The organism is Pseudoteredinibacter isoporae (assembly GCF_011602085.1).
GTDB lineage: Bacteria > Pseudomonadota > Gammaproteobacteria > Pseudomonadales > Cellvibrionaceae > Pseudoteredinibacter > Pseudoteredinibacter isoporae.
The window spans coordinates 1,155,405-1,179,849 of record NZ_JAAONY010000002.1 but is presented as its reverse complement, the minus strand read 5'-3'; the positions used below and the strand labels follow the sequence as shown (position 1 = coordinate 1,179,849).

Here is a 24,445-nt window from a genome sequence, read left to right as displayed (position 1 = left end):
TCGTGTGGGAACTTAAGCCTCGGGTTTATTCGCTCGCAGCTTAAATTCTACACTTGGCAGGTTCTCACCCAATAGTTCAATCGGACGCCATTGCTGCTGACTGAACATTTTACTTTGATCCACAAAGTGAGGCGATTGTGGGTCGTGAGATTGACCGTAGCTCAGGAACATATCACCTTGCGGGCCTTGCTCTGTAAACTGCAAAGCCATCACAAAACTGGAACCGTAGTTCACTGGGTAGGCAGCCTCGCTACCGTTTTCGGTTTGACGCTTACGCAGTGGGCTAAATGGTTGCTTGCTGGCAGGCGTTCCAACATCGGCCAGTGCCAACTCGGACAGTCCGCGATTGCGTGTACGGCCCTGGGAATAGTTGAAAATACCTTCCCAGGAATAGGCACCGGTGACAGGAATTGGAGCCAGACCTTTGGCTTTGGCAATGTACTGAATATCACCCAGCTTTGCGTCCGGAGCGACGCCGTTGTCATCCAATCGTTTGGCGGCGCGAGCTAAGGCCAACAGAATATGATCCTGTTCTTCTCCTGCTGGTGCGAGTGCACCTGGGGTCATGGCAGGCTTGGCAGGGTCGAAGGCATTGGCGAACAGTTTATCGCTCAAGTCACGATGACCGGGTACGCGGAATTCCGCTAAGAATTCACGCATTAAATGCGCGCCACGGCTCTCCAGCAGATAGCGACCGTCCCAATTGGCCAGGGCCTGACAGGCGGCGCTTAAATCGTAGCTTTCTTCCCCGATGTTTTGTTGAGGGGCCGCCTGGCAACGCGCGACCAGATCCGCCAATAACTGCTGGCCGAATAAAGACTCGTTACCGGTAAAGACCGCTTTGAGTTCTTCTATGTCAAACAGATTGTCGTCACCGGCTGGCTTTTTGGCGCTGCGGTTGCTGATCAATAATGCGTTGAAGCGTGTGCGCGGGCTGCGATGTGTTTTCTCTGGGCCGTAGACAATGCTGAAGCCTTCGAGAGGTTCTTCCAGATGACTCAGCCAGTGGCTGGAGTTGGCATTGAACACATAGTCGGAACGCAATGCTTTGGGAGCTTCATTGATGGGCATCAGGCCGCTTTGGCGTGCCCCTTCTGTGGCTTGCCACTCGTAAGCTGGGTCATTGCCGGGCAGCAGAATCGCACCGGCGCCGTCACGCCAGATGCCGGCCAGCTTTGGACTTTGCGACGCCTTACGCCAGTAGCCTTCGGCTTGTTCGCTGAGTTTCGGGGTTTGGGTACCGTCGATGTACAACACGCGACCATCTTTGGCTGCCATCATCGTGTTTACCCAAGGAATGGAGCGATGATCTTCAAAAGCCTTAAGAAATTCCTCCGGAGAGCTTGCCTTGGCCATCGCAACCCAGTGGCTCAGCATGCCGGTGTTATCCAAATTTGCATCGCGCAGGCTTATTGCGGATTTTGGGTTCCAGCCCAGATTAGGTGACAGGGAGGCCAGGTTAACGATGGGGCCGAAGTGGCTGCCGTAAACCTTGTGCTCCTGAGTCTGTACCTGTCCGTCACCCTGTTTTACGTCCACGGTAACCGTGTGGCTGACGATGTCTCTGTAGTCATCGCCATAGCGATAGCGCATGGGGTTGTTCGGATCCAGTTCCAGTTGGTACAGCGTAAAGCGTTTGGATTGTGAAACGGTGTGTGTCCAACCCAGATTTTCATTGAATCCAATGCTGACTCCCGGCAGGCCAATCATGCCCACGCCGGCAATATTCAATTCACCTGGAATGGTCAGGTGCTGCTGGTAAAAACGCAGTTCGCCATCGTAGGGGAAGTGTGGATTGGCCATCAGCAAGCTGTTGGCTCCAGATACTTTGTCTTTACCCAGCGCCCAGCCATTACTGCCAATGCCCTTGGAGGTAAATACATGTTCGGCATTCAGTTCAGGGTTGTGAAAGGCGACCTTTTCTTCGCCGCCTGCTATGCCTTCTTCTGTTTTGGGGGCCTTAGGTGGTTTGGCACTGGCAATGGCGGGAATAAAGGCACGGCTGCTGGAGAGCATGGCCAGATCCATATGGTAGGCCAGCAATTCCTCTACCTTCACTGGGCTCACCCAATCGGCCCCGCGACAGGGAGACGGGTATTCCTCTGGACTGTTGCGCTCCGCCAGATTGTTATTAAAACCGTCGGTGTATCCGCGCAACAAATCCTGCATGGCGGGATCAAGCTGCGGATAAAGTTGCTGGGCGCGTTGCACCAGATTCAGGGAGTGGTAGGCGATATCGGAAAGCACGTATTTGTGCTTCGGGCCCGCGCCAAGATAGCGTGCACTCTCGCCGCGAACATTTCGAATCTGCTCGGCCAGTGTACAGAGATTTTCCCGTGCCTGCATATAGCCGGTGGCATAGCCCAGGCTGCTGTAGTCTTTGGCCACAATATGGGGCACACCGTATTTATCCAGATGGACATCGGCGGAATAATCGAACTGCTCAGCTTTGGCCGGCGTGGCTGCGGTGGTGTCCTTGGCGGTTTCCTTGTTGGTTTCGGAAGACGGGCTGCAGGCACTCAGGCAGGCAAACCCCAATATCGAAACGGGGATCAGAGCGGTCTTCATTGTGGAGCGTTTGGGTAAATTGGCGATAGTGCTTATTAATCGCTTGGGCATTATGGGGTCCTTGTTTTTTATTATTTCGATTGACGGTTTGGGTCCAGTATATCGCCGTACTTGCTTAATAAAACCGACTTTACGCAAATTGTTTCGTTCTTCGGCATTTTGGTGGAAAGCTGACGGCCTTTGGGTAAATAGTGTCGCGCTCAATCTTTTAATGTCACGGCCGATAGCAGATTCATGATGAGCTATATATTGCGTGTTTGATGTTGGGGTAGTGAATGCGACTGCTGAAAGTACAAGCCGAGAACCTGCGCCCTGGCATGTTTGTGGCTGAGTTGGATCGCCCCTGGCTGGATACCCCGTTTGCCCTGCAGGGTTTTGTGGTTCAGGACCCAGAAGAGGTCGTCTATATTGGCCGCTATGTGGACTATGTTTACATTGATGCGGATTATGCGGGCTCCAATCTATTCCTCCCCAAAAGGCCCAAGCAGGAAGAAACAGTAAAAGATCGTCTGAGCATCAAGGCTGAATTCGAACAGGCCAGAACCTCCTTTACCTCCGCCAGTGAATCTCTGGATCGCGTGTTCAATGCCCTCAACAATGGTGTGCAGACCGATATTCAGGTGGTGAGGGAATCTGTGCAGCCTTTAATCGATGGCGTTTTTAACAATAAAGAGGCCATGGCAGTCTTGGTGCGATTGAAAGAGTCTTCTGACTATCGCTATCAACACGGTGTATCCATGGCGGTCTGGGCTGCAATTCTGGGGCGACATATTGGTTTACCAGTCGATGAACTGGAAAAGCTGGTGATCGGCTGTGCAATGTGTGATGTGGGCATGACACGACTGCCCGATGAAATCTTTCAGCAAACCGGTGGTTTGAGTGATTACCAGCGTCAGATGGTCGAGCTGCACACTCATTTGGGATCCCAGATGGTGGATGAGAACGGCAATGCCGATCTCGAGATTCTCAGCATCATTAAAAGCCATCATGAACGTATGGATGGCAGCGGTTACCCCGATGGCCTGAAAGGCAGTGATATTCCTTTATTCGCTCGTATCGCTGGTTTGGTGGATGCCTATGACGCGATGATCACTCCGAGACCGTATGCGCCCGGTGTATCTTCCTACGATGCCATTCAGGAATTGATTCAAAGTAAAGGTGTGCTGTTTCAGGACGCCTTGGTAGAGCAGTTCGTTCAGGCCATTGGTTTGTTTCCTACAGGTTCGCTGGTTGAATTGAATACCGGTGAAGTGGGCATTGTGGTGAAGCAGAACGACATTCGACGTTTAAAACCTGAAGTCGTCATCGTGCTCGATAAATTCAAGCGCAAACTCGATTCCCTCAGATTGGTGGATCTGGCCCGTGAAGACGTCGGCAACATCAGCTGGATTGTGCAAGGCTTGCGACCCGGCAGCTATGATGTGAATAGCGAAGAGTACTTCATATGAATCAGGATGTTTCCCAGGGCGTAGGCCAGAAGCAAGATTCTGATGGTGCTTCCTATGTGGGAATTATTGAGATCGCTGATTACGAAGGTTTGGCGGCATTGCATGGGCCAGCCTCGGCGCAACTCTTATTGGATGAGTTTCACCGGCGTTTAAAGGAATGGGTTCGTCCGATCGATCAAAGTAAAATTCTAAAAGACCGTCGCTTTCTGGTATCGCTGAGTGGCGTTGCAGATGACGCTCAGTTGCAACTGGCGACGGCCAAGCTCGAACGCCTGTTTTCACCACCGTGCGAATTAATGGGAATACATTCCCCCATTGGTTACCACGCGGGTTTTTGTTTGCATGAAGGTGATGAGCACAATTCCGAGCAAACCTTATTGCATTGTCGAATTGCCTTACGTCAGGCACGTAAGGCAGCTTTGCCCATGCAAGTATTCCAAAAAGAACTCAAGACGAGTCTTGACGATGAATCACGTTTGGTCAGTGCGTTAGAGCAGGCATTGGAGCGCGGTGAATTCCGTCTCTATTATCAAGCCAAGGTTCATACCGGCTATCGAACAGTGGTGGGTGCTGAAGCCCTATTGCGTTGGCACAGCTCTGATAAAAAAATCATTATGCCCGGGCAATTTATTGATGTGGCGGAACGACACGGTGTTATCCGCTCGATGACCTGGTGGGTGTTAAAATCCGCGATTGCCCGTTTGAACAAATGGCCCGAGGCCATGGGGATCTCGGTAAATGTTCCACCTTGCCTGTTGCTGGACGACGAAATTGTCACTGTGCTCGATGATGCGCTGGCAATTTACGATGTAGCTCCTGAGCGATTGACCCTGGAAATTACCGAAAATTTGATGATCAGCGATTATGATCAATTGATGTTGCGATTGAATAAGTTGCACACGCTGGGGGTGAGAATTTCCATTGATGATTTTGGCACCGGTTATTCTTCACTGGCCCAATTCCGAAATTTACCCGCTGATGAATTGAAAATTGATAAAGGCTTTGTGATGGCCATGGAGGAATCCGATAAGGATCTTGCCATCGTAAAAGCGGTCATTGGCCTGGCCCGAAACTTTGGCATGCGAGTGGTTGCCGAAGGCGTCGAGACAGAAGCCGCCGCCGCCGCTCTTGGCGAACTCGGCGCTGACCAACTACAGGGTTTTTTCTTTGATAAAGCCTTGCCCGTGGAAGACTTTGAAAAACGCTATCTGAGTTAACTCTCTGCACCGTATTCTCTGAGCTTTGTCCTGATGTTGCTACATTGTAACAGCTGTGCTACTGTCCAGGGTTACTACAATGTAGTATGCCCTTATCGGGATATGCTGCCCGTCTTCTTTGGTATGTATCAGGCACGGTATCAAGTGAAAAAACTTCCGGATTTAAGCAAAGCGGAATATGAAATTCTGCGTGTTTTATGGCGCTCGGGGGACAGTACGGTTCGGCTTGTCCACGATCAATTGAATGAATCAACGGACTGGGCTTATACAACGACCAAGACTCATATGGATCGTATGGTGAAGCGGGGTTTACTGAAGCGTTGCGAAACCGTCGAGGGCATCCAGTATCGGGCGCTATTGTCCAAGCCGGAAGGGCTGGCAAATATGGTGCGCTATTTTGCGGAACGTGTTCTCGAACTGGATGGAAAATCCGTCGTCTCGATGTTCGCCAAAAGTGAGGCCCTGAGTAAGCAGGAAATCAAGCAGCTGAGAAGCTTGCTGGATAAGAATACGGATGGGAATGATGACTGATTTGATCGCGTCGGTATTGGATGTTCTATATCAACAGTCCATCTGGGCGGGGATTTTGTTTCCGGCAGTATTACTGTTCGCCTATGTGTTTCGCCAAGCTTACCCGGGCATATTAATGGCCGTATGGTTGTTGATTCCTCTGCGTTTAATTGCCCCCACCGATCTGGCTTTTGAATACAGCCTGGCAGAATGGCTGAGCAAGTTGCCTTTGCAGGAAGTAGCGGCCGCGCCTGTCGCTGATGGCATGGCCAATCATGCCGTTGGCCATCACAGTTATGGGGAATACGCGGTTGATTCCAAGCTCGGCGCCTTTGAGTACATTTTGTTTGCATTGTGGTTATCGGGCTCGGTGTTTTGTTTGGGGCGGTTTTTAAACGCAAGGCGGCAGCTGCGCGGTTTTATAAAGGACGCTGAATGGGTACGCTCGGGTGATGACTATGAAATGCTGGAGCAGGCACGCGCCGCATTTGGCTGTCGCAGAAACATCAAGCTGGTGATCAGCCGTTCGTCAAACTCGGCTTTTACGGTTGGCACTGTGTCGCCGATTATATGTTTGCCAGGGAAACTCTGGAATGAGCTTAGCCGCTCGGATCAACAGGCGATTTTGTATCATGAGGTTGCCCATGTGAAAGCCTGTGATGATTTATTGCTATACGGTTTGAATTTGATCCGCTGTGTGTTCTTCTTCCATCCGGCCATGTGCTATGCCCAGGCACAGATCTCCCAGCAGCGTGAGCGACTGACAGATATAACTGTTATAGAAAGTGGGAAGATCAAACCAAGACAGTATGCAAAGGCACTGTTGAACTACATTGAAAAATCCACCTTGAAGCGATTTGAAAATGTCGCTCCCGGTGTCGGTGGCCAATATCTGCTGATGAAAATCAGGATCGAAGCCATGATGAATAATCGCTTTAAGCAATTGCTCTGGCAAAAAGTCAGTGCACTGCTATTGATGGCTTTTATGATCAGCATCGTGTTACCGATGGAAACCCTGGCCAAAGCAGAATTGCTCGACAATGAGGCGGCAGGCATTCAATTCAATAAGCCAATGGAAAACATCCGAATTTCTTCAAGTTTTGGAATGCGCAAACATCCTATTAGTGGCAAGGATAAATTTCATAAAGGCATCGATTTGCCCGCAGCTTTGGGCTCCAAAGTATTTGCCGTCGCCGGGGGCCGTGTGGTCAAAGTGAAATGCAAAAACCTGAATAAACCCAACTATGTATTTATTGATCACGGGCAGGGGATGGTCAGCCGTTACTTCCAGATTGACGAGGTGCGCGTAAGAGAAAATGATTGGGTTAAGCCGGGCCAGCATATCGCCGAAATTGGAGGCCCACATATGGGAACTGGTCCGCACCTTCATTTTGAATTGTATAAGGATGATGAAGCGGTTGATCCGCTGGTTTATCTGAAAAAATAGTCGGAACCGATGTGTGAGGCTCTGATGGGATGAACAAAGGCCTTTTAACATGATGTTAGAAGGCCTTTTGTTGTTTAAGCCTGCAAACGCTCTTCCACAAAGTCCAGGCGATCCTGGCCGAAAAACATTTCACCGTCGAGGAACATGGTCGGTGCTCCAAAGATTTTTCGTTCCGCTGCCGCTTCGGTGTTTTTGATTAACTCAGCTTTGATGTCATCGTTTTGACTCATGTCGATCAGTGCCTGCGCATCCAGTCCGGCCTGGCTGAGCGTGTTGGCAACCACGTCCATATCACCCATGTTTTTTTCTTCCTGCCAAATCGCTTGGTACACGCAATCGACATATTGATCAAAGCAATCGAGTTTCTGGGCTGCGAGCGCAGCGCGCATCAGGTAAAGGGTGTTTATGGGAAAATGCGGATTGAATTTCAGTTCCACCTGGTAGCGTTTGCTGAAGCGAGGCAAGTCATGCAGCAGCATATATTCGCCTTTGGCAGGAATCGCGACCGGTGAGGTATTGCCAGTGGCTTTGAAGATGCCGCCCAACAGCATGGCTTTGTAATCGATCGTACAGTCATATTGCGCTTTCAACTGCTGCAAGCGCTTGTGGGCAAGAAAGGCAGTGGGGCTGCCAAAATCAAAATAAAATTCTATGGTTTTGCTCATGGCCGGGCTCCTGAAAAGGGTGTATTGATCTCGTGTGTTTTTGTTACTTGCTCGTTTAGCCGCTTTTTTGGTGTTTATATAAGTTCTAATTTGGAACTTATAATAAAGGGCAGATTTGGATTGGTCAAAGGTGATTAGAGGTTCAGCTTTGATTCGGGTTCCGAAAAGCGCTAGTGGCGACTCCAGGCTTCTGTTTTAATGTCGCAGCGGAACCTGCTGGAGGTTTTGGACTAAGGGGAAATTTGTGTCGTTTAAAGACAGTGTGATGCTGGTGTTATTGGCCGCAATCTGGGGTGGTTCCTTTCTGTTTATGCGTTATGCCGTGCCCGAGCTGGGAGTGGCGCCACTCATATTTCTAAGGGTAGGACTGGCGGCCCTGTTTTTGTTGCCTATTTTGTTATGGCAAGGGAAGGGGGCTGAGCTGAAGCGCGTTTGGGTTCCAAGCTTCGTTAATGGTTGGACCAATTCGGCGATTCCTTTCTGCCTTATCGCCTATTCCCTGCTGACTCTGAGTTCGGGTTTTGCCTCGATTCTGAATGCTGTGACCCCGATCGCAACAGCTGTGGTGGGCTTTTTATGGTTGCGTGAAAGCATGTCCTGGATTAAAACCCTGGGCATGTTGATTGGTATTGCCGGTGTCACTTTATTGGCCTGGAACAAGCTCTATGTCAGTCAGGACGATACCTGGCAGGTGGCACTCGCCATTGGCGCGGGTATTCTGGCGACCCTGTTTTATGCGATTTCTGCGATCTTCACCAAGCGTTATCTCTCGGGTGTCGACAGCATGGTGTTGTCGACAGGGTCCATGCTGGGGGCAACGGTCGTGCTGCTGCCTCTGGCGATCCTGTATTGGCCAGAGAATCCGATCAGCCTGCTGAGCTGGTTGGCCGCCATTGCACTGGCGATTATTTGTTCGGCGTTGGCCTACCTGATGTTCTTCCGGCTGATTCACACGGTCGGGCCGGCGAGGGCGACCACTGTGACCTTTATTGTGCCGGTGTTTGGCATGCTGTGGGGGGCGACCTTGCTGAACGAAGAGGTGTCGCTGACCATGTTGGTGGCGTCGGCGATTACCTTGTTTGGAACCGGTCTGGCGACGGGATTATTGGGTAGCAAGCAAGAGCGCTAGTCTTTACTGTGAGTAAACGGCAAAGACTTCGGCTTATTGAGAGATTCGGGTCAGGCGCCACGTGGTATTTCGAAGGCCCAATCAGTTAAGCAGGGCCTTATCGTCTTCAGTGGTGACATCGTTGCTTAAATTGGCCGGAAACTCGCTGGCGGTAGCTCGGCAGGGTTCCTGCGGCGTGGTATTGGCTTCCATAAAGGCAAAGTAGTCTTCGCTCAGCGTCCGTCCAGGGGCTCTCCGATCACTGGACTTGCGGCGTTTGCGGTGAAATAAATCCAGCGGTAGATCTTTACAGCGGTCATGTTCCAGGCGTCGGTCTACTCCCTTACGCCGGTCGACAAAAATCTTACTCATACGCATCAAACCTATATTTACCGCTCAAGTATAGTACAAAAAGACCTGGGCGCCATTTTCCTTGTTATTTTTGTGGTTATTATTTTTCTTCTTCCAGATAAGGTCGATCGTCTGGACTGCCTGTCGCATTTAAAAGTTCGCTATAATGCGCCTTGTTGAAGCCCGGGTCCAGCCCCAGGCCGTAATTGACCATGCAGCTGCCGGTATCCTGCGGAGCCTGCCGGGTTGCAGAGAGATAGCATTAGGACGGACATGTCAGAGCAGAGAAACGAAGGCCCTATTCAGTCGGCGATTATCGATAAGTTGCAAGCCTTATCCCCGAGTCATCTTGAAGTGCTCAATGAGAGCCATATGCACAATGTACCGGCCGGTTCGGAATCCCATTTTAAGGTGGTGCTGGTTAGTGAGGCCTTTGCCGGGCTGCGCCAGGTACCGCGTCATCAGAAAATCTATGGTTTGTTGGCCGATGAAATGGCGGGTCCGGTACACGCCTTGGCTTTGCATACCTATAGTCCGGAGGAATGGCCTGGCCAGTCGGTGCCGGAATCGCCCAATTGCCTGGGTGGCAGTCTGCATGACAAAAAAGGGGCGTAGTTAATGACGTTGCAAGAAGAGCGTTTCGTGGTTATGGCGCTGTACAAGTTTACTCCGTTCGCGGATTTCACCGAGTGGCGTGCGGGTATTCAGGAAACCATGGCTGAACACGAGGTAAAGGGTTCATTGCTGATTGCGGCTGAGGGCATTAATGGCACCGTTGCAGCAGAGCGAGACGGTATTGAGGCCATCAAAAACTATCTCAACAGCATTCCCGCCTTGGAAAACTTCAGTTACAAGGAATCCTTCTGCAAGGAACAACCCTTTAACCGCAGCAAGGTAAAACTGAAAAAAGAAATTGTGACCATGGGTGTGCCCGAGGTCGACCCTTTGAAGGTGGTCGGCAGCTATGTGAAACCACAGGACTGGAACGCCCTGATTTCCGATCCCGAGGTTGTTTTGGTTGATACCCGAAATGACTATGAAGTAGAACTCGGCACGTTCAAAGGTGCACTTGACCCGAACACCAGCAGCTTCCGTGAATTCCCGGAATATGTTGCTGAAACTCTGGACCCGGCCAAACATAAAAAAGTCGCTATGTTCTGTACCGGTGGAATTCGTTGTGAAAAATCCACCGCTTATTTGAAAGAGCAGGGTTTTGATGAGGTGTATCACCTTGAAGGCGGAATCTTAAAATACCTCGAAGAGGTAGATGAAACAGACAGCATGTGGGAAGGCGAGTGTTTTGTCTTTGATGGTCGCGTGACGGTAGATCACCAATTGCAGCCCGGCGATTATGAGCTGTGCCATGGTTGTCGTCATCCGATTGATCAGCAAGCCAAGCAATCACCCAAATATGAAGAAGGTGTAAGCTGCCCGCGTTGCTACGATCAACTAAGCGATGAGCAGCGTGATCGTTTTCGTATGCGGCAGCAGCAAATCCAACTCGCCAAAGCGCACGGGCAGGATCACATCGGTGGTGATGTGAAAGCTTTGCAGGAAGAAAATCGAGCGCGCAAGCAGGAATTGAAGGCTGCTCAAAGAGCAGCCAGTAAAGCCGCCAATGTGGCGTCCAAGTAATGACCATCTGACAACATTCAGGTGGCGCTGAACAAGTGGCTATGAAAATACCCGGCTTAAAACGTTCAAGTGCGCGTTTGCGCATAGTTTGCGTTGTATGGCTGGGTTTTTTTCTGGCCTCCTGCGCCTCCTTTGAGCGAGAGGGCGTATCCCGGAATTCACAGGATTTGTCTTCTCTTTTATCGGCATGCCGGCCTGCTCTGGCAGAGCCTTCTCCCGAGTTTATTTATCATCCCGAGTTTAAACAGCTGCCCGGGAATCGCTTTTTACTCAGTTTTTATCAAGATTTATCTGATGAACCTCAGTGGCAGGCCTGGGTGCACCGCCTGTTAACGCTGGCAAGCGAGGGGGCTTCGGGTGTAGCAGGTTTTGAGACAGCCAGCTCTGGCTTGGTCCATTCTGAATGCCGGGAAGCGTTGCTCGGCGCGGAAACGTTTCAGCATAGAACCCAGCTTTTTTCAAACTGGCAACACACTTTGTATCGCCCCTGGCCCATTATTGCGGATCTCATGAAGCCTTTTGTCAATTTAGGGGTTCAACGGGAGCTGGCCATACAAAGTGAAATAGAGAAAAAGTATCGAGCTATAGGACATCCGCTGGATTTGGGGCTGTTAACGAATCGCCAATGGTACGGTTCCCGCAAGCAAACATCGGATCAGTTTGGTGTTGAAGAGGTAAGGCGGGATGCGTTGGGAATTCCCCTGTTCAGTCATCAACAAAGCGAGGCCCTGTTGGATCATTGGCAGCCGCTTTGGGCTATTCAGGAAAAAGCCGACAATGATCGACCACTTGCATTGCAGCGCCGCCACGGTGAACTGCAAACCGTAAACGAGCCGAGTATTTATCGTTATATCAGTTTTGCGCGCCTTGGCGATGAGCCGATACTGCAGCTGAATTATGTGATGTGGTTTAGCGAGCGAAAACCCGATGGGCCGTTTGATATTCTGGCGGGCAAACTCGATGGTATTCATTTTCGGACTTATCTCGACAGGCGAGGGACGCTGTTAGCCCACGATGCGATGCACAACTGCGGTTGTTGGTATCAGTTATACCCCTCACCCAGGTTGCGGCAGCTTAAGCCCGCTTCGGGAGAGCCCAGTTTCAATTCCCGATTTTGGTCGGGGGATAAGCCCCCGATTGTTCTGATTTCTGCGAACCGGCATCGCATTGAGGCGGTTCTGCCGCATAGAGATGATGCCTGGCGCCGTCATGGTGAGCCATTGCAGCTTTTGCAGAAAAAATCTTACAGCGAACTTCGAGAGGTTTTCTACCCATCGGGTTTGATTCCCGAATCAAAACGACCTGAGCGTTTTCTATTTGCGCCGCTGGGGGTGCCTGCTGCGGGCAGCATGCGCAGTCGTGGTCGTCATCAGATTGCCTTTACTAGCGAACGTTATTTTGACGATCCGCGTTTACTGGAATCTCTGGGGTATCGTCGAATAGAGTCCGGGATTCGATTGCCAGCGTCCGACTAAGGTCTTAGGGGAATGCCCAGCCGGCCTTGCTACAGTACGACCTTATTTGAATGATGAGGTTGGTATGAGGACAGATAAAAAAGTCGCCTTGGTCACCGGGAGCAGCAGCGGCATTGGTTTGGGGATCGCTCGCCAGCTGGGAGCGGCCGGTTTTGATGTAATGCTGCATGGTTTATTGGATCTGGAGGAAGGTCAGGCGCTGGCCAATGAATTTACTGATCAATATCAGGTACGCAGTGCATTCAGTAATGCTGATCTTCGCGACCCGAACGAAGTTGGCGCACTGGTCAGACAGTGTATCGATCAGCTCGGTGCGGTGGATGTTCTGGTGAACAATGCGGGCATTCAGTTTACGGAACGGCTGGAAAACTTTCCCGAGCAAAAATGGCATGACATCATTGCCATCAATTTAAGCAGTGCGTTCTTTGCCATGCAGGCCGCGATACCCCTGATGCGGGAGAAAGGCTGGGGGCGTATTATTAATATCGCGTCTGTGCATGGCCTGGTCGCTTCGGCGCAGAAGTCGGCTTATTGCGCGGCCAAGCATGGGGTAGTTGGCCTGACGAAGGTGGCGGCGATGGAAAATGCTGACGCCGGCATCACCGTGAATGCCATCTGCCCGGGTTGGGTGGAAACAGATTTGGTAAAACCCCAGATTCAAGCCATTGCCGATCAACAATCACTTGGCTATGAACAGGCCCGCGCTGAATTGGTTGGACAGAAGCAAGCCTTGAGAGAAATGACCCAGCCAGCCATGCTGGGAGCCTTGGCGGTCTTTTTGTGTTCCGATGATGCCGCTACAATGACCGGTACTGCATTACCCGTAGATGGGGCCTGGACGGCGCAGTAAACCCGCATTACATACAGGCATATAGACAAGTCCATGATCAAACTAATAATCGCTGATGACCACCCTTTGTACCGGGCTGCGCTGGTGCAGACGTTGCCGCAGGCATTTGAAGGCGAGGACACCCAGCTGTTTGAAGCTCAGTCGGTGGCCGAAGTCCACCACTTGCTGGAGTCGGAAGAAGACATTGATTTGATCATTCTCGATTTGCACATGCCTGGAGCTCAGGGCTTTTCAGGTTTGATCAATCTGCGGGGGTGTTATCCTGACATTCCCGTGGTGATGGTTTCGGGCAACGACGGTGTGGACGTGCGCAGCAAAGCGGCGAGTTATGGTGCGGCGGGCTTTATTTCCAAATCCTGCGAGACCCGGCAGTTGCTGGAAGCGATGCAGACTCTGCTGGCGGGCCAACACTGGTTTGGGGATTTGCCGGAAGCGGCCATTGACCAAAGCAGTGATGATCTGGCCCAGCGCGTTGCCAGCCTGACGCCTCATCAGTTTCGCGTGTTTGTGATGATTGCCCAGGGCTTGCTCAATAAACAAATTGCCTACCATTTGGGTATTTCAGAGCCGACGGTGAAATCCCATGTGACTGCCATCTTCAAGAAGCTTGGTGTGCGCAAACGCACCGAGGTGATTATTGTGGCGAATGCCCTGAGTGAGACGGTGGAAGATTTGAATCAACAACTGTTGGATGACTAGCGCGTTTTATCTACTCGGTTCGTAACCTTGATAGATTAATTCAATAGTCGGTCCAACAGGGCCCTCAGTGCGGCGGGTTTGATCGGCTTTTTCAAAAAATAAAAGCCTTCGGCAAGTGCCTGCTGTTTTACTGTATCTGTACGGTCAGCTGAAATAATGATGGCTTCGAAGTCTTGTTGCCAATGAGCCTTTATTTGCCCAAGCCAGTCCAAACCGGTTTCACCGTTGTCCAAATGAAAATCGGCGATGACTAGATCGGCGGGGATTTTTTTCTGCCCGTCTTCCGGGCTTTGAATATGTTCCAGCTGAAGTCCCCATTGTTCGAACAGTAACCCCATGGCGGTGGCGCTGTCGCGTTCATTTTCGATCAGGTAAATACGGTGATCGTTGTGGGCGGCAACAGGTGTTGGTGTGTGTGTTATCGATGTGTCTTTTTCGATCCTTGCTTCCGTTGCCGCCTGGTTTGGTTTCTCAATTTCTTGCGCGATAGGCACTGTCACTCTGAACACGCTGCCCTGACCGACGACGGATTCAAAACTGAGCGGATGCTCCAGTAAATCACAGAGTCGCTGCACGGTAGCGAGCCCCAAACCGGAGCCTTCTTCATTCACGGCGTTTAAGCGGGTGAACTCGGTAAAGATCGCCTCGCGGCTTTCCTGGGGAATGCCAATACCGGTATCCCAAACTTCAAATTGCAGATAATTCTGTTTTCGACGTGCGCCCAGCAATACACGCCCGGACGCAGTATAGCGCACTGCATTGCAGACGAGGTTTTGGAGAATTCTCAAAAGCATTTTGGGGTCGCTATCGATACGAGCCGAACTGGGACAAAAATGAAAGAGCAGACCTTTTTGTTCCGCACTTAAGCGGAAGCTGTCGTAGGCACCTTGCATAACGTCCCGGGCCGACAGGGTTTTACGCTGAGCTTGAATGGCACCGCTGTCGAGCTTGGCAATATTGAGTAACTGGCCAATGAGATACTCACTGGATTGAATTGCCGAGTTGATATTGTCGAGAATGGGTTCCTGGCCACCGAGCTTTTGTTGCAGCGCTTCAGTAAATAATCTGGCGGCGTTCAAAGGTTGGGCGAGGTCGTGGCCGGCTTCGGCAAGAAAACGGGTTTTGTTTTTATCGGCTTCGGCCAACAACGTGTTCATATGCTGCAGTTCACGGGTACGCTCATCAACTTTCTGTTCAAGCAGGTTTTTATGTTCTGTCAGCTCAAGAAGGGCGCGGCGGTAGTCGGTGATGTCGGTATAGGTGGTGACATAGCCACCATCGGGCAGTGGATTGCCGCGAATTTCCAGCACAGTATTGTCGGTTCGAAGGCGTTCAAACACGTAGGGCTTACGTGCGGCCAGATAATCCATGCGCTTGCGGATATGCCATTCCACATCACCGGGACCGCATTGCCCGCGTTCGGCATTAAAGCGCACCAGGTCGGCTACCGGGCGGCCCACGTGAATTAAATGATCCGGGTATTCAAACAGTTCCAGATAGCGTTGGTTCCAGGCCACCAGTTGTTGATTGCTGTCGACAACACTGATGCCCTGACTGATGCTGTCGATACTGGATTGCAGGGTGCTGCGACTGAACTGAAAAATCTGTGAGGTTTCCTGTAACAGCTCCAGATCCGAATGCAGTTTGGGCCGGTTCAACTGACCGGCGTAACGAATAATATGGCTGGCACTTACGCTGCCAATGACGCCAGCCAATAAATTTTCGACAAAGTCGATGGCTTTATCATCCGCCCAGGCTTGTTCCTTGGCCGATTTGTCACTGTGTTGGGCGTAAAACTGATCCATGGCCAGCTGTGCCTGCTGAGCACCGATAAAGCTGCTGGCGAGGCGCTGTAACTGTAGAGGTTGAATCAGTCGCTGGGGCAGACTTGTGTCCCGGCGGCGGTCCCATAAGCTGATGCCCACAAAGGCCAGGCAGTTAAATAGCAGGCTCCACAACACCCCATTACTGATCGGTGAAAGGTTTTCAATGGCGAACAGTTGCTGGGGGCGCAAAAACTCCAGGCCAAAAGGCCCTTGCTCAATAAAGCCCTGATCCAACCAGCCCGCTAGTGCCAGTGCGGGCAATAGCAGGGTGTATCCCCAAATCAAAAAGCCCAGAATCAAACCGCCCAATGCGCCTTTGGCACTGCGTGCCTGCCAGAACAAAGCCGCAATCAGTGCGGGTGCAAATTGGGCGACCAGGGCCATCGACAAGAGACCAATAGAGCCCAACGCTTCACTGGAACCCAGCCAGCGATAGTAAATATAAGACAGGGCCAGCAAGCAAATGATCGCCAGGCGTCGGAACAAACGCAGGGCCTTACTGAGATCATTTTGCTTGGCCAGCCAGCGACTGCGATACAGTGCGGGCATAATCAGCTCATTGCTGATCATCGTCGATACGGCCACACAAGCCACAATCACCATGGAACTGCCGGCCGATAAACCACCGAGATAAACCAGTGTGGCGAGGGTGACATCGCCATTTTGCAGTGGCAGCAACAGAGCAAATTTTTCCGGGCTCAGCCCCTGGCCCCGCAATAGCAACAGGCCGCCGTAGGCCAATGGTAAAATGGCGAGGCCAAATACGATCAGGTAAACAAACAGAATCCGTGCGGCGGGTTTCAGATCGCCTTCATTACGGCTTTCGACGATCAGAGCGTGAAATTGTCGGGGCAGACAGAGAATGGCGGCAGCCCCCAGCACCAGAGCTGCGACAAAGCCCTGGTCCTGTTCGCGGCTGTTAACGATTTGCTGCACATAACCGTCGCGATTTACTTCTTCCCATAGCTGCCAGGGATTGTCGAAATAGCTGAAGCAAACCGCAAAAGCCAACAGTAAAAACACCAGAAGTTTCAAAACTGACTCAAACGCAATGGCAAGCATCAGGCCATCGTGATGTTCATTACGATCAATGCGTCGAGTGCCAAATAAAATGGTAAACAGTGCAAGAGCGATGGCCGTATAAAGCGCGGTATCCTGCAACAAGCTTGGTTCGGCTGCTAATTGTTCGCCGCTGATGGTGTGAAAGCTGCCTGCAATGGCTTTGAGTTGCAGGGAGATATACGGCAGCAGGGCGACAACTGAAATAATGGTAATACTGACCGACAGTGCCTGACTATTGCCATAGCGACTGCCGAGAAAGTCAGCGATGGAGGTGCTGTTCTCTTCTTTACTGACACGAATGATTTTTCGCACCAGGGGCGCACCTACGAGAAGGGTCAGAATGGCGCCGATAAAAGTTGGTGGGAACCACCAGCCATTGTAAATGGCTTGACTCGTTGTTCCGTAGAAACTCCAGGCCGTACAGTAAATGGTCAGGGAAAGCCCGATGATCCAGGGTTTAACCTTTTCCAGCCAGGCTTTGGATGCGCGATCACCAATGTAGGCTACTGCAAATAAACACAGCAGATAGGCAATTGATAAAACGGAAATATCCAGTGGGCTGGGCATGATGATTCACGGTTTATAAAACGTCTTACCCTAGGATTAATTGCGCCGTCTCGCAAGGGAAAATTGAGATCGACAGATGAAGAGGGCGCAGGCCTCTTCATCTGCGGCCTTAAACACCAGTGCTTTTAAAACCTCAGGCTACCCGCTTCGACTTTAATATTTTCGCGGCTGGAAAATGCCGGTAATTGCTTTTGGCTTAGCTGAAGAGCAGCCTGGCTGTCGACCACTTGGTTCGCCGGTAACGGTTTGGCCTGGTGGAGATGCTGCCACATAGCTTCCATTGCCTGTTCATAGTAGTGATGCATGGGCACCAATTGCTGTCGGAACTCTGGCCAACTCAACAGTGCATCAAAATGCTGCCCCTTATTGATTTCGATATAACGGACATTATCACGGTCGGGAAAACGGCTGGCGCGCAGTGCCATATAGCCCCGTGAATTGTGGTTGGGACCAACCAGGCTGTCGAGATTGCCATGAATAATCAAGGTGGGTTTGCCGTGCAGATCTCCATTCAAAGACAGTGCGGCAATGCTCTCTTGCACAGCTTTAGTGTCATAAAACTTTGCGAGGCATTGGAATCCGGTGAAGCTGCTATCGGAGGTATCGAAAATATTCAGAGGCTGACCTTTATAGGCCAGGCTGATGCCCGCGGTATTGGGAATGCCGCTGCTCTGTCCGTACAAAGCTTGTCTGGCTGTTGCCGGCATAACTTTGCTTTGTCCCTGTTCCTGATAGACAAAGCTGAAATCACAGAGCGAATCCTGTGCTTTCTTGCGGCCGTAAGCATTGGCGTAATTGACCGCAATAGAGGGCCAGAGGTGATTGGCCACTGCGAAGGCTTGCAGGGAATACATTGGAGTTTGGAAACCCAGAGCGGACAGTTTAGCTTCGGCCTCACGCGCCAGCTGTTCATCGCTACCGTTCAGAAGACCCGCGTTTTTCAGGTTTTTGCAACGCTGTTGCAGTGCAGCTGTCGCAGGGCCGATAGCGGCTGCAAAAATAGAGGGTGAATCCGTTTTACTGGCCAGCATTGCGCAGGGTTGGTAAAGCGCGTGTTGAATGCCGAGGTAGAGAATGTCACGCCCACTACCGGAGTAGGGATCGCTTGGATGCTCTACGTTATATTTAAAATCCGATGGCAGATTTAAAGTGGGTTCGGAGGCAACAACTGCATCAATCCAGTTCTGATTATCCAGCTCGGCAGCTTGAATTACGCTGTTACCGCCATTGGAAATGCTGCTGGCAATAACGGTGGTGTTATCGCGGGTAAAGTAATTCTGTTTGCTGTTTCTGTGGTGTTGGTTGAGCAGATAAAACGCCATTTGTACGGCTTGCAGGGTGTAGCGTCCCCAATTTTTTTCAACATGCTTTGCACTGTGTGCATGCTTTGTCGCAATGCGTAAATCGGTGGGCTTAAACTCAGCGCTGATATCTCCACTTTGCAGTAGGCCGCTGCTGCTGTAATGCTCGCCGTTATTTAAAAACTGGAAGCCCGTGCCGGTGCCTTTATCAGTGTAGGCGACGACGCAGCCATGCCTTAATCCCCAGTCTCCGGCGGTACCAATTGCCCCCCAAACACCCCGTGAGCCGGAACTCGGTGCAGCAATAATGCAGGGCTTGCCTCTCTGAAAACTGTCGGGAACCTGGACAACGATATTGGCGGCTAGTGCTCCATCCGGGTAATGCACACTGGAACGATACTCGTGGCCAGGGATGGGTTTCTGATTCTTATCAGGTCCATATAAACGGCCGTAACCAGCATCGTTATGGGTGCTGACGATGCCACGGTAATTGGTGTGGATCGCCGCGCGGCGCAAATCCATTTCAGTGAGTTTTTGAGGGTTCTCGGCTTCGGGCAGAGCTTGGGCTTGCAGGCCCCCGAGCCCAAGCCCGGCGGACAACAAATCGTCCTTTTGACCATCGAGATAACTGTGTTGGATATCACTGTGTTTGAAGTTTAACAGTTTCGCTTCCAATGGCACCGCGTCTGAACAGGCTATGGCACTCAAGCCCAGTGTGCCAAGCAGCAGGCCAGAGGCCAGGCTTTTCGTTCGACAGGCGTCTCTTACCGTCCGTTTTTGTAATCTATTAACACTCATAAAAATCGCTCACTAAATCAATAAGAGAATGGCCAGAACGGTACCAATCAATGGTACAACAACAGTCAGTGCACCCATGGGCCAGTAGGCATCTTTGTGGGTTTCCCCACAGATGGCTCGAATGGTGGTGACGACATAACCATTGTGGGGCAGGGAATCAAGGGCGCCGGAAGAAATTGCGATCACGCGGTGCAGGGCTTCGGGGTCCACACCGGCATCAATATAATGTGGGCCGAGAATCGGAAGAGCGATGGATTGACCGCCAGAGGCTGAACCGGTTAACGCCGCTATCGTTGTTACTGCGATGGCGGCGCCAATTAGCGCGTCGCCCGGGATTCCGGTTATGGCATCGACGGCCATTGCAAATGCTGGTGACGCTTTGGCAACTGAACCAAAACCCACTACGGCAGCGGTGTTGCCAATGGCCAACAAAGCCCCGGTGGTAGCGACGCCAACCGCCAGAGATAAATTGCCAAGACGCTGGGTATTGAGCATCAGTGCTGCGATGCAGCCGGCTAACAAGGCCACGATTAATGCGTATTTTCCGTAGAGTTCGTGGGTAAAAAAGGTAACACCCAGAACGGCAGCAATGGGTAACATGGAAAGCAGGGGGGAGGGCAGCTTCTGGTCACTGATGTCTTTATCGCTATCGCGTTCAACAAAGCGCTCGCCATTGGCCAATGCTTTTTTCAGCATGAATTGCAGCCACAAAAAGCCCATCGCCGCCATCGCTACGGCAACGACAGCACTGACTTCCCAAGCGGCGTAGGGTGAAGTACCCAAGTGTTCAATGGGAATCCAATTTTGAATTTCAGGGGAGCCTGCCGAGGTCATGGTGAAAGTCACCGAGCCAAAGGCCATCACGGCGGGAATAAAACGGCGCGGCAAGTTGGCACGTTTGAACAGACTCACCGCCATAGGGTAGGCCGCAAACGCCACAACAAATACTGAAACACCCCCGTAGGTCAAAATGGCACAGGCGAGCACTACCGCCAATGCCGCATTGTGCTGACCAATATGGCTGGTAATCCACAGTGCAATGCTGTCGGCACTGCCGCTGTCTTCCATCAACTTACCGAACAGCGAACCCAGCAAAAACATAAAAAACCAGGCCGCGACAAATCCGCTGAAACCATTCATATAACTGGTGACAAAACTGGTGGCGCCCTTGTCACCCATAGGCGGAAACATTTGCAGGCCACTGCTCAGTGCAACCAACAACGCGCACAGCGGTGCGGCAATTAATAAATTCATACCGCGAATCGTCAATACGATTAACAGTATCAATGCACCGGCTAAACCAATTGTACTTAACATCTTCAATCCTTAATGCGGTTCGCAATTTCAATGTTGCGAGTACGGCAGGGGGAGATAAACAGGGCTTCCATTGTTGATGGAGATGTATCTCGTAACCACTATACCTTGGTAGGATGCTGAAACTGGGGTGATCATACCTTGGTCTAGAGGCCATCAGAAAAAAGATAAAGTACAGTGATCGTCAATAAGAAAAAGGTAGCTGAAAAAGTGACTCGGGCTTGCGCCTAGGTGGCAAAGCAGTAGCCAGGAAAACCGTTTACAAAAAGATAAAATCATAAGAGAACAGGAACGAGACGATGAAACAGCGTTCATTTGCCCTTAAGTGCCTGCCCCAAGCGATTGTTGTTATGGGCCTTAGCACGGGCATCAGCCCCCAGTTATTCGCCCAGGAAGCCATTACCCTTGAAGAAGTGACGGTCACCGCTCAGCGTCGTGAGCAGTCTCTGCAAGATGTCCCCGTAGCCGTGACTGCCTTTAGCGCCGACGCCATGGAGCAAGCTGGCACAGCCACCATTGTGGATCTACAACGTTCAGCGCCCAACACGACCTTGCAGGTCAGTCGCGGAACGAACAGCACTCTGACGGCTTATGTTCGAGGTATCGGCCAGGCCGATCCACTCTGGGGTTTTGAGCCCGGTGTGGGTTTGTATGTTGATGATGTGTACTTTGCTCGCCCGCAGGCTGGTGTGCTGGATGTTTTTGATGTGGAGCGTGTAGAAGTGTTGCGCGGCCCCCAGGGAACGTTATACGGAAAGAACACCATTGGTGGTGCCGTTAAATACGTAACCAAAAAGCTGACCGGCGAGCCCGAGTTTTCCGCCAAGGCTTCGGTGGGCAGTTACGGCCAGCGCGATCTGACGATTTCCGGCCAGCTGCCATTGATTCAAGATCAGTTATCCATGGGTGTAAGTGTTGCGCGCTTGCAACGCGACGGTTTTGGTACCTTCCTGCAATCCGGTGAAGAAAACTACAACAAGGATTTGCTGGCGGCACGTGTGAGCCTGGAATACACCCCGAGCGAAGATGTGTTTATTCGCTTTGCAGCCGATAAAACCGATGATGATTCGAATGCAAAAGGAGGCCATCGTTTAACACCAAGTTTGCGTTTGCCAACGGAAATTACCCCTGCGGATGTGTTCGATACCAATGCGGATATGGACACAAACAATGAGGTGAAAAGCTCCGGTGCCTCATTGACAGTTGAGTGGCAGTTAAACGATCAGTACACCTTTAAGTCTGTCAGTTCCTATCGTGAAGGTGAAACCTTCACCAATATTGATTTCGATAATACATCGTTGCCATCTTTGCATGTGCCCGCAGTGTACGATGATGATCAAACTACCCAGGAATTCCAGCTGACCTATACCGGTGAAAACACCACCATCATTGGCGGTTTGTATTACTACAAAGGTAATGCCGCCGGAGCCTTCGATGTTCTTCTGGGCGCATTTGATGGTGCCTTCGGTATTCCCGGTAACTTCAATGCATTGACCGCGGGTAATGTCGACACGGAAAGCCTCGCAGCCTATTTCCACGCGACTTACGACATCAGCGAGCAACTGTCCCTGACTCTGGGAGCGCGTTACACCCGCGATGACAAAGAAGCGACTGTATTCAAGCAGACCCAGGGTGTTGATGGCCGCTCAAGTCAGCTAGGTGGCAACACCATTTTTGATTTGCTGCCGCCGGCAACCGATTACACCAACGATGACAGTTGGAGCGAGTTTTCACCTCGCATCAGCATGGACTATCGCATTAATGACGAAGTCATGGTTTACGCCAGTTATGCTGAAGGCTTTAAATCTGGCGGATTTGATATGCGCGGTGATGCGTCCAAACTGCCTTCAACAACGGAAGGTTATGATCCGGAAACGGTATCCACTTGGGAAGTGGGCACCAAAACCGAATTGTGGGATAACCGTCTGCGCTTGAATGCCGCTTTGTTCTACAGTGACTATAAAGATGTTCAGGTGACGGTCCAGCAATCCGCTGATGGCGGTTCCAACTTTGTATCTGCGGTATTGAATGCCGGTGAAGCAACCATCAAAGGGGGTGAAATTGAAGCCCTGGCTCAGCTGACGGAAGGCCTGAGCGCACAGTTCACTCTCGGTTATCTGGATGCCGAGTTTGATGAAGTCATTTCCGGCGGCGTCAATGTCGCGGACAGTTGGGAATTTGCCAACACACCCGATCTGACCAGCTCTTTGAACCTGAGTTATGCTCATGAGATGGGTGACAAGGGCAGCATGGTCGCCACAACAGGCTTTTCCTATCGCGGTGAGACCCGGATCTTCCCTCAGGTTGCTTCTCTGGTGGATGAAGACTCTTACACCCTATGGGATGCCAGCGTGGTTTGGTATTCCCCGGATGATCACTGGACGGTAGGTCTGTACGGCAAAAACCTGGGTGATGAAGAGTATCGGGTTGGCGGTTATAACTTCGGCAACCTGGGTTTGGAGTCCTCGGTTATCGGTTATTACGGTGATCCTCGCACCGTAACCCTCAGTGTGCAGTACAAGATGTAGCTCTCTATTCTTCTGTACTCCCCGGGCCTGTTGGCCCGGGCTTTTTTATTTCAGCGACTTCGTTTTCGATCCTGCGGTTTTTCAGCCCTTGTCACAGGCTTCCTTGCCTTTCTGCCCTGCGTAATTTTCGACTGTTCAATTATCTCAATTTTTTGTACTGGCTCCCTCTCTCCCGTCGGCCCTGTGCTATGATGCTTGCAAACAATAATAGAGATAAGCCAATGTTGGGCAAGGTCTTCCGGTTTTTCATTACGCTATGTCTGTTGGGGTTTGCAGAGTTAGGCTTGGCATCTGAGCCGTCTGATTCTCTGGAGGTCATCTATGTGGATATGCCCCCGTTTACCTTTTTGAATGAGCAGGATAAGGCGGATGGGATTTTGATTCGCAAAACCGCTGCCGCTTTGAAAAAAATCAATCAGCCTCACCATTTTCGTCGTGTCACTTTGCAGGAGTTGGCGCAACTCAGTGGCCGTGCTGATTTGGGATTGGTTCACCTTATTGGCGCTTTTCCGGTGCCGAAGCAGAGCGTCAGCTTTGGTTCCCGACCGCTGAGTTACATGCGTTTACACGCGTATTTTACCGATGCAAAACCTATTCGTGCTCGTTCGGATTTGCGTAATAAAGAAGTGATTTTGGTGAAAGGCTACAGCTATGGATATTTGCGGGACTATCTGAATATTCCTGAGAACCGGGTCAGGATTTTATTTGCCGAGAGCCACGAGCAAGCTTTGCAAAGGCTTAACGCCAAACCTGGGCGTTACCTGCTAAATTACGAACGTCCCTTTGCTTCGGCAGTGGGGCAAAGCAAACTTGAATCCCTCCAACAATATTCCCTTTCTGAAATTCCCATTTACTGGGCGGCCGGCAATAGTTTCGCAGGGCAATTACCTGAGCTGGAAGCGCAACTTCCTTAAAGGTGGCAATAGCGCCTAACGAAAAATAGGTACCGCGATCTCAATTCGCAATGATTTAGTCAAAATTGACAAATAGTTTGCAGTTGCTTGCTAGAGCGGTCTGGTGAAACAGGTTACAATGCCCGCGATTATATGCAAAGACGGGTAGAAACCCGCGGCAAA

At 51.1% G+C, this 24,445-nt stretch carries 18 protein-coding genes; 12 read left to right on the top strand and 6 right to left on the bottom strand.

All coding sequences use genetic code 11. From position 1 onward, the window contains the following. Window positions 1-12: 12 nt before the first annotated feature. A complete protein-coding gene (locus G8768_RS13740; RefSeq protein ID WP_166845786.1) occupies window positions 13-2,619 on the bottom strand; it encodes a penicillin acylase family protein in 2,607 nt (868 codons plus the stop codon). A 224-nt stretch (window positions 2,620-2,843) separates the two neighbouring features. Between G8768_RS13740 and G8768_RS13735 the strand changes: the two genes are divergently transcribed. Genes G8768_RS13735 through G8768_RS13720 form a run of 4 tightly spaced genes read left to right on the top strand, consistent with a single transcriptional unit; the run spans window position 2,844 to window position 7,190 of the window. Further along, window positions 2,844-4,016, top strand: coding sequence for an HD-GYP domain-containing protein (locus tag G8768_RS13735; RefSeq protein WP_166845788.1), 1,173 nt, complete (start codon window positions 2,844-2,846; stop codon window positions 4,014-4,016). Continuing rightward, window positions 4,013-5,233, top strand: a complete 1,221-nt coding sequence (locus G8768_RS13730) for an EAL domain-containing protein (RefSeq protein ID WP_166845790.1) — start codon at window positions 4,013-4,015, stop codon at window positions 5,231-5,233. Before G8768_RS13735 ends, G8768_RS13730 begins: the two co-directional genes overlap by 4 nt. Before the next feature lie 33 nt (window positions 5,234-5,266). Beyond that, window positions 5,267-5,764, top strand: coding sequence for a BlaI/MecI/CopY family transcriptional regulator (locus G8768_RS13725; protein ID WP_166845792.1), 498 nt, complete (start codon window positions 5,267-5,269; stop codon window positions 5,762-5,764). Continuing rightward, a complete protein-coding gene (locus G8768_RS13720; protein WP_166845794.1) occupies window positions 5,757-7,190 on the top strand; it encodes a M23/M56 family metallopeptidase in 1,434 nt (477 codons plus the stop codon). The genes G8768_RS13725 and G8768_RS13720 overlap by 8 nt, the downstream gene beginning before the upstream one ends. Before the next feature lie 74 nt (window positions 7,191-7,264). Here the strand turns inward: G8768_RS13720 and G8768_RS13715 are convergent, their stop codons facing one another. Further along, window positions 7,265-7,855: a 2-hydroxychromene-2-carboxylate isomerase gene (locus G8768_RS13715; RefSeq protein WP_166845796.1), complete on the bottom strand. Its 591-nt coding sequence runs from the start codon at window positions 7,853-7,855 to the stop codon at window positions 7,265-7,267. 244 nt (window positions 7,856-8,099) lie between these two features. Here G8768_RS13715 and G8768_RS13710 point away from each other — a divergent pair, with 244 nt between their 5' ends. Next, window positions 8,100-8,984: an EamA family transporter gene (locus G8768_RS13710; protein WP_166845799.1), complete on the top strand. Its 885-nt coding sequence runs from the start codon at window positions 8,100-8,102 to the stop codon at window positions 8,982-8,984. Window positions 8,985-9,065: 81 nt separating this feature from the next. Here the strand turns inward: G8768_RS13710 and G8768_RS13705 are convergent, their stop codons facing one another. Next, a complete protein-coding gene (locus G8768_RS13705; RefSeq protein WP_166844915.1) occupies window positions 9,066-9,335 on the bottom strand; it encodes a hypothetical protein in 270 nt (89 codons plus the stop codon). A gap of 252 nt (window positions 9,336-9,587) precedes the next feature. Between G8768_RS13705 and G8768_RS13700 the strand changes: the two genes are divergently transcribed. The 5 genes from G8768_RS13700 (at window position 9,588) to G8768_RS13680 (ending at window position 13,973) form a co-directional block, all read left to right on the top strand. Next, window positions 9,588-9,929 carry a BolA family protein gene (locus G8768_RS13700; RefSeq protein WP_166845801.1) on the top strand — a complete coding sequence of 114 codons (342 nt, stop codon included), beginning with the start codon at window positions 9,588-9,590 and terminating at the stop codon, window positions 9,927-9,929. 3 nt (window positions 9,930-9,932) lie between these two features. Continuing rightward, complete coding sequence (gene trhO, locus G8768_RS13695) at window positions 9,933-10,949, top strand: oxygen-dependent tRNA uridine(34) hydroxylase TrhO (protein WP_166845803.1); 1,017 nt, start codon at window positions 9,933-9,935, stop codon at window positions 10,947-10,949. Between the two features lie 41 nt (window positions 10,950-10,990). Beyond that, window positions 10,991-12,424 carry a hypothetical protein gene (locus G8768_RS13690; RefSeq protein WP_166845805.1) on the top strand — a complete coding sequence of 478 codons (1,434 nt, stop codon included), beginning with the start codon at window positions 10,991-10,993 and terminating at the stop codon, window positions 12,422-12,424. A 64-nt stretch (window positions 12,425-12,488) separates the two neighbouring features. Next, entirely contained in the window at window positions 12,489-13,274 is a 786-nt protein-coding gene (locus tag G8768_RS13685; RefSeq protein ID WP_166845807.1) for a 3-hydroxybutyrate dehydrogenase, read from the top strand. 33 nt (window positions 13,275-13,307) lie between these two features. After that, entirely contained in the window at window positions 13,308-13,973 is a 666-nt protein-coding gene (locus tag G8768_RS13680) for a response regulator (protein WP_166845809.1), read from the top strand. Between the two features lie 35 nt (window positions 13,974-14,008). On the opposite strand, the gene G8768_RS13675 is transcribed toward G8768_RS13680, so the two are convergent. The 3 genes from G8768_RS13675 to G8768_RS13665 form a co-directional block, all read right to left on the bottom strand. Beyond that, the gene (locus G8768_RS13675; RefSeq protein ID WP_166845811.1) at window positions 14,009-17,428 is read right to left on the bottom strand and encodes a PAS-domain containing protein; all 3,420 of its coding nucleotides are present in this window, start codon (window positions 17,426-17,428) and stop codon (window positions 14,009-14,011) included. 125 nt (window positions 17,429-17,553) lie between these two features. Then, window positions 17,554-19,527 carry a 3-hydroxybutyrate oligomer hydrolase family protein gene (locus G8768_RS13670; RefSeq protein WP_166845813.1) on the bottom strand — a complete coding sequence of 658 codons (1,974 nt, stop codon included), beginning with the start codon at window positions 19,525-19,527 and terminating at the stop codon, window positions 17,554-17,556. A gap of 12 nt (window positions 19,528-19,539) precedes the next feature. Next, the gene (locus G8768_RS13665) at window positions 19,540-20,844 is read right to left on the bottom strand and encodes a GntP family permease (protein WP_166845815.1); all 1,305 of its coding nucleotides are present in this window, start codon (window positions 20,842-20,844) and stop codon (window positions 19,540-19,542) included. A gap of 296 nt (window positions 20,845-21,140) precedes the next feature. On the opposite strand from G8768_RS13665, the gene G8768_RS13660 reads away from it, so the two are divergent. Together G8768_RS13660 and G8768_RS13655 are read left to right on the top strand one after the other, a co-directional pair. Then, entirely contained in the window at window positions 21,141-23,369 is a 2,229-nt protein-coding gene (locus G8768_RS13660) for a TonB-dependent receptor (RefSeq protein WP_166845817.1), read from the top strand. A 284-nt stretch (window positions 23,370-23,653) separates the two neighbouring features. Then, window positions 23,654-24,283, top strand: coding sequence for a type 2 periplasmic-binding domain-containing protein (locus G8768_RS13655; protein WP_166845819.1), 630 nt, complete (start codon window positions 23,654-23,656; stop codon window positions 24,281-24,283). Window positions 24,284-24,445 lie beyond the last annotated feature (162 nt).